The organism is Paenibacillus popilliae ATCC 14706 (genome assembly GCF_000315235.1).
GTDB lineage: Bacteria > Bacillota > Bacilli > Paenibacillales > Paenibacillaceae > Paenibacillus_B > Paenibacillus_B popilliae.
Map to the genome: position 1 here is coordinate 22,165 of NZ_BALG01000354.1, position 6,437 is coordinate 28,601.

A 6,437-nucleotide genomic window follows, 5' to 3' on the forward strand; every position below is an offset into this window, starting at 1 on the left:
AAAGGAAAAAAAAGCTCGAAAGTTCATGATCCTTTGTCTTTGCCTGTCGAAGTTTGCATTTCTGAGCAGAAACTGCGTATAATTAACCTTATACGCAGTTATTTGGTCGCTGCGAAATGATGTTAAAGGAGTATCGAGCGACAATGAATCTGACCCGTCATGAATTAGCCGCGCTGTATGAGGAGCCTCTCGAAGGGTTCCGTTTATGGATGGTCAATGCAGGGTATACCGAATACACGCAGCGCAATTACATCGGCGATGTGAGACAGTTCCTGCACACGCTGAATGGCAAGTCTGTTGAGGAAGTAACGAAGATGCAGGTGCTGGCTTTCTTCGCACAGGTCAAGGCTTCCGGCGTCAGCGACGCGACCCGGAACCGCAAGCATTGCGCGCTGACCAGCTTCTACCGGGCGCTGAACGAGCTGGAATGGACAAGCGTCAATCCCGCGCTCGGCGTGAAGAAGTCAAAGACAGAGATGAACCGGGCCCCCGTCTATTTGGAGCCGGGGCAGCTCCAGACGGTGCTGATGCACGCGGGGGGCAAATATTATAACCGGAATCTCGCGATTTTAATGCTGATGGCCTATGCGGGCCTTCGGGTAGGGGAGGTGCACCGGCTGAATGTGGCCGATTATCATCTGGAGCGGCATTCGCTGGAGGTACTCGGGAAAGGGCGCAAATGGCGGACCGTTCCACTACCGACTGCGGTGTCAGAACAGCTCCAATTGGCGCTGAAAGAGCGGTTGACGCCGTGGAGAGCGGGCGAAGAAGCGATGTTCATCTCGCAAAAAGGACGCAGGCTGTCCATCCGCAATATGCAATACATTGCGGAGCAGGCGTTCGAGGGATTGTCGGCGGAAGCGGGCTCTATGATGCCAGGACGCGGGCGCTCCTATTCCTGCCACAAGCTGCGCCACTCGTTCGCAACCTTGCTGCTGCGGAGCGGCGCGGATATCCGCACCGTGCAGGAGATGCTCGGACATGCCTCGATTCAGACGACGACAGTCTACACGCATGTCTCCGACAAACAGAAGCAGGAAGCGGTTGAGCGATTGCTTCCTTATATTAGTATGAAGGGAACTGAAATCGAGAAGGTTAGGAATAACAGATAAGGAAAAAAGCAATGAATACTTCGCCCCCAAATTTGGATCGTATTAATATAATAACATAATAAATATTATGTAAATTTTTATCCGGGGAGGAGGAACACGATGAATCTGAACAAGCTGCGCGGGCAGTCCTTGCTGCAGAACAAAAGGCTGATGCACATCATTAAAATTTGGACTGGGACTGATCTTCTCCGCCTTCGAATTCGGCGAAGTGGCCGTGAAGCGGTTCGAAGATCACCCGACGATCGGCTCCTACATAGAGACCGGAAGCATCATCTGGTTCATACGGCGTTCGCTATGGAATTCACTGTCCTCCTGGTCAGTCGTCATCCTGATGTTCATGACATCATTCTTTCTTGCTCTCGTTACACTCACCGTGCCGCACTGGGAGCGGAGCGCATTCATGCTGTCGCTTATTATGGCGATGACAGCGATTTCTACCCGCTGGTGAACGGAATCGTGTTGGGTTCGAGCATCTTGATGATGATGATGCTCATGGGTCTGTTCGAACGGACGATCCGCGCTTATATCGTGACATTGCTATGGCTCGGCCTATGCACGGTATTGACGTTTCTACTCGGGACGACGATTCGGCATACACTATGGCTGGCAGGGATGATCCTCGTCCTCGTGTTGCTGCGTTCGCAGTTCAACCGCTACCGCTACCCGCTCACGAAGGCAACGATCATCGTTACCGGCAGCTTGATGACCCTGTTCTTGTTCGGCTATGCGCGCCTCTGGTCCGAGCGGGCCGCAACCGCGATATTCCGCCGTGTTCGCGATCTGTATCCGCTGTCTCAGCAGCGCGCCTTGTGGGAAGCGTTCGGTCCGGTCATCTGGGAGCCACAATATATCGCCTTCCTGAAGCAGCGGCAGATGAACTGGACGATATGGCGCATCACGCGATCGCTGAGCCAGATACGGAAGGGACCGTCCGGCGGCAGGAACATGAAAGCGTAATGAAAAATCATTCATCGGCGGCATTCCGCTGGCCGATTACCAGATGGGCGCGGATATGCTGTCGCTATTTCTCGGGCCGGCCCTGTCGCGCTCGGGGTTCCGATCTATAAACACCGGTATATCGTGAAGCGGCAGTTCAAGGTGATCGTCCTCTCGATTACATGCGGCTCCCTCGTCGGCGTCGTCAGCGTGGCGGCGCTTATGATCAGCCTCGATGGGACGCGCGACGTCGTGCGAACAGGGATGAAGGACAATGTCTCGCTTGGCTTGGCGATGGGAACGGCCGCGCATGGCTTCGGTACCTCGCGCAGCCTGGCTGAATCGGAGATGCAGGGCACATTCAGCGGCCTGGCGTTGGGGCTGGCCGGTCTGATTACATCGGTGCTCTTTATTCCACTCTACCTATTTTTGTAATCAAGAAATTCGGTTAGTTGAATGACAAATTCGGCGTCTCCTGGCAATTGAACCTGGCCACCAACGGATAATTAGCGGGATCGGAGATAGCGTGACGAACTCCGATTTCTTTTTTGTGAGATTGTGATTAATTTCACATGTTATTGTGCAAATTCATGTTACAGTTAACCCATAAAGAAAAGGGAGTGAGAACGATGAGAACCTTCAAAACATTCAGCCTTCATAAGCATTCCGATAACGTAACCCGCAACTACCTTCAACTGTGCTATATGTGCGACGATAATCATCGATGTACGACGGAGAACGAGTGCAAGCGGTGCTGGAAAGAAAATGAAGCTGTTCCGAAGCAACAAGACGATACTCACGATTTGCTGCAAGCTTATTATGCGTAATCTTGGCTGGATCAAGAAATGACAGTTTTGAATACCCCAATTTGTGAAAAAAATAACTTTACGCTTGCGATTCCCCTTCCATGAAGGCCAACCTTTGCGCTTCCGCCAGAGGATTGGCCTTTTACCGTCTGGATATGGAAAGGGCCCATCCCGGAGGATGATTATGCCTGTTGGCAGCTGTATAGAGGATGGCTGCGAATGGGAGCGGGAAGATAAGAGTGCGGCTCCAGACCCTACACCTTGCGGAAGAGAAGAGGACGTATGGAGCCGCGGGAAGTAAAGCCTAAAACGAAAGACAACGCTTTCCTTTCATTATTAATCACATTTCTTTCTTTAATTGGCTGATCCTTCCTTGGCTTATGCCAAGGATATTGGCCAGTTCCTTCTGGGTTGCTCCAGGGTGCTCTTCGAACGCTTTTCTGAGACGCTGGATCAGTTCGGACGTTTTGGCTCGCTTCTTGGCCTGGGGCTGAGGGGCAATAGGTGTCAAGTTTTGGACTCCGGCAAGTTCTTGTAGGCAGGAAGAGCAAATAAATTGATCCTTATAGTACGTCACACTTTCCATACTCTGGCAGAAGACGCATTCCGTCGAAGTATATTTTCGCAGCACGAGAATATCATCATCCAGCACAAAAAATTCCACTGCATCTCCAATCTCAATGTTGCGCGCGTTGCGAATTTCAACCGGAATAACAATGCGGCCAAGACTATCTAAGCTACGAATCATACCCGTATCCTTCATCAGGCACCCCTCTCGCACTATCTATCATTTTTTTATAGTATAACAAATATATGGTGGTAAAAAAAGGCTTATTACCCTGTAAAAAATTGTAGTATTATATCGACGCGTTCGGTTCCGGCTAGATCGTCACGATGAAGCGCTATGGCGATGCCAGGAGCATGTGTATTGGAACATCGCGGAGGAGGGCGATAACAAGCTTATTCTATATTGGCCATGAACCGGGAAAAAGTTCAATTTTATTTTGTATTGTGGCAGCAGACTGGGGAATTGCCCAGATCCATATGCCCCGTAATGGGCCCGGACAGGACAGCGCGAGCGCCATCCGCGGATGCGAATGCGGCGGGAACAGGCCCGAAGAACGGTTCTCCGGGCCTGTCTGGTTATTTTGCGTTGGAAGGCTTCAATACGGCGCCGTCTGATAAGCAAATAGGGGGGATACTTTCTTGTTGCTGTACGATTGGTGAAATATATGCGTCGCCGCAGGCGACATCGGCGGTATCAGCCACGTCCAATCGCCGGTAAGGGGACGGTTCGCTTCCACCTCCTGCTGCTCGAAGCGCTCGAACTGATGGGCCGCCGTATGATGATCAACGATGCTGACGCCGGCTTCCTTGAAGGAGTACAGCACGGCCGCATTTAGCTCGACCAAGGCCCGATCTTTCCATAGGGTCGCATGGGAAGCGGTGTTCAGCCCCATGCGCGCAGCGATGGCAGGCAGCGACCCAGCTGTAATCCCGATGCTTCAGCGGGACCTGCAGCACTTCCTCCGGCGCCAGTTCCGTCCATTGCGGCGGTTCGCTGCCGACTTGAACGACCAGCGGCAGGATGTCGAACGGGGTACCGACGCCCTGACAGCCCAGCGATTCGCAGATTCGGGTGAAGCGGATCGAATGCGGATCGCCCCAGCGGCGGCCATCTCTGTCATAGCCCGCATACCGGATTAACTGGTGGTTCCAAATCCGAATCGGATCGCAGCCAGGATCATCTGCCCAAAGTATCGTCACCGTCGGCCGGATTTTGCCTCCATTGGTAGCGAATGCCTACGCAGTGCTTCTAGCACTTCATCGGCCGAGGACGCTTCCCGCTCGTCGATAACCTGGAAGGACGACCAGAACAAGCGGCCGATGCACCGGATGCTGTTGCGCCACGCCATGTTGGCCCCATGCTCCAATTCCTCGAAGGCCTCAATAAGTTGGGCTTCCCGTGTTCGTGTTTCTGTCATATCTATTGTTGTCCTTCCTTCACATAAAGAAGATCGCAATATGGTAGCCAAGAGGGTTTGAAAGGAAATCTTTTGCTTTCTAACAAAAATCTTGTTATTCTACACTTATACCCGTAGTTCTTTGAACAAAAACCCCGAAGACATCGGGGCTTTGCCTACAATCTGGCGGGTTACCCTGCCGTTCCTCATTGCTGTCCGTATCCGCCAGCATTCGCCCAATATGATAAGTTGGCTAAATGCAGAACAACTTAAATTTGGTAAATAAAGTAGAAAGGGAGTAGTGATCGTGCCAAAAGTGCAGCAGGAACCAAACCTCGGCAGTTATGTCTGGCGAGGAGGTACGAAAATCGATTTGTCGAAGGAAGACGATCGGTTTACCGTAATCGTTTCAAAACCCGAAAAGCTGGAGAAAATCGCGGGCTTATCCGGCGTTCATGAAATTGAGCCGCTCACGCCGAACGTTTACAAAGTGAAAACCACTTCTACAGAACGTGACCACGCCATGGCGATGATTCGCTCCGAAAACGTTAACGTGGTCTCACATCACGCTTATCGTCCACAAGGGACGGAAGGTACAATTTATTACCTGACCGATGAAATTGCGATTCAATTCAAACCAGAGGCAACCCCGGACAGAATTGAACAGTTACTCCACAAATATAAGGTAAATCTGGTTCTTACTTACGACGAGATGCCGTTCACATGCCTGGCCGCAGTTACGGCTGACAGCAACGAGAATCCGATTAAAATTGCAAACAGATTGGCTGAGGAACAGGAGGTTGCCTATGCGGAACCAAATATGATTAACAGATTTCAAGCAATGTACATGCCAACCGACGAATTGTTTCTCCGGCAATGGCATCTTCACACAACGGCGGACAAACCTTTCCTGGTGAAAACGGCAAGCGTTTTTGCCCCTGAAGCCTGGGATGTCACCAATGGTGATCGGCGTATTGTCGTCGCGGTAATTGATGATGGATTTGACCTTACTCACCCTGATTTACAAGGTCCCGGGAAAATTGTCAGCCCGAGGGACTACGTGGATGGCGATCTTCAGCCGCTTCCCGTGGGCGAAAATTATCACGGTACGCCCTGCGCGGGAGTCGCGGTAGCCGAGGACAACGGACAAGGAGTCGTCGGTATTGCTCCGGGATGCGCATTTATGCCGGTGAGGGTTAATATTGATCAACTCAGTGATCATAATTTAAAAATCATCTTTGATGAGGTGGCGAAAGTTGCGGATGTCATTTCCTGCAGTTGGGGACCGCCTCCGACTCATGCTCCTCTTCATTCGACTGTGAAGGATACGTTCACCCGAATCGCAACCTCCGGCGGGCCTCGCCGCAAAGGCTGCGTTATCTGTTTTGCCGCCGCGAATTTCAACGCGCCAATCAACGCTCCTAACCATACCGGCTTTTTATGGCGTGATTACAAGGGTAGGTTCCGTAAGACAGATGGCCCTATTGAAAATGGTTTTGCGGTGCATCCGCATGTCGTTACCGTTGCCGCTTCCACCAGTCAGAACCGGCATGCAGAGTACAGCAATTGGGGGCAAGAAATAAGCGTTTGCGCGCCGAGTAATAACTTTAATCCAATGG

At 51.6% G+C, this 6,437-nt stretch carries 6 protein-coding genes and 1 pseudogene; 5 read left to right on the forward strand and 2 right to left on the reverse strand.

Annotation, left to right across the window (positions count from 1 at the left end; all coding sequences use genetic code 11):
- Nucleotides 1-143 precede the first annotated feature (143 nt).
- From PPOP_RS17310 to PPOP_RS17325, 4 genes are all read left to right on the forward strand, one after another.
- Nucleotides 144-1,112, forward strand: a complete 969-nt coding sequence (locus PPOP_RS17310) for a tyrosine-type recombinase/integrase (protein WP_006287951.1) — start codon at nt 144-146, stop codon at nt 1,110-1,112.
- A 99-nt stretch (nt 1,113-1,211) separates the two neighbouring features.
- Nucleotides 1,212-2,069 (forward strand): hypothetical protein, encoded by an 858-nt coding sequence (locus PPOP_RS17315; RefSeq protein WP_042229713.1) that lies wholly within the window; start codon nt 1,212-1,214, stop codon nt 2,067-2,069.
- A gap of 123 nt (nt 2,070-2,192) precedes the next feature.
- On the forward strand, nt 2,193-2,483 hold the full coding sequence (locus PPOP_RS17320) for an LrgB family protein (RefSeq protein ID WP_052516650.1): 291 nt from the start codon (nt 2,193-2,195) through the stop codon (nt 2,481-2,483).
- A gap of 194 nt (nt 2,484-2,677) precedes the next feature.
- Entirely contained in the window at nt 2,678-2,875 is a 198-nt protein-coding gene (locus PPOP_RS17325; RefSeq protein ID WP_042229715.1) for a hypothetical protein, read from the forward strand.
- Between the two features lie 319 nt (nt 2,876-3,194).
- Here PPOP_RS17325 and PPOP_RS17330 read toward each other — a convergent pair whose 3' ends face one another.
- Together PPOP_RS17330 and PPOP_RS21165 are read right to left on the reverse strand one after the other, a co-directional pair.
- Entirely contained in the window at nt 3,195-3,617 is a 423-nt protein-coding gene (locus PPOP_RS17330; protein WP_006287954.1) for an AbrB/MazE/SpoVT family DNA-binding domain-containing protein, read from the reverse strand.
- A 400-nt stretch (nt 3,618-4,017) separates the two neighbouring features.
- Nucleotides 4,018-4,845, reverse strand: a pseudogene (locus PPOP_RS21165) (nitric oxide synthase oxygenase).
- Between the two features lie 280 nt (nt 4,846-5,125).
- On the opposite strand from PPOP_RS21165, the gene PPOP_RS17340 reads away from it, so the two are divergent.
- Nucleotides 5,126-6,437: S8 family serine peptidase (locus tag PPOP_RS17340; protein ID WP_148277996.1), on the forward strand; the 1,312-nt coding region annotated here is incomplete at its 3' end.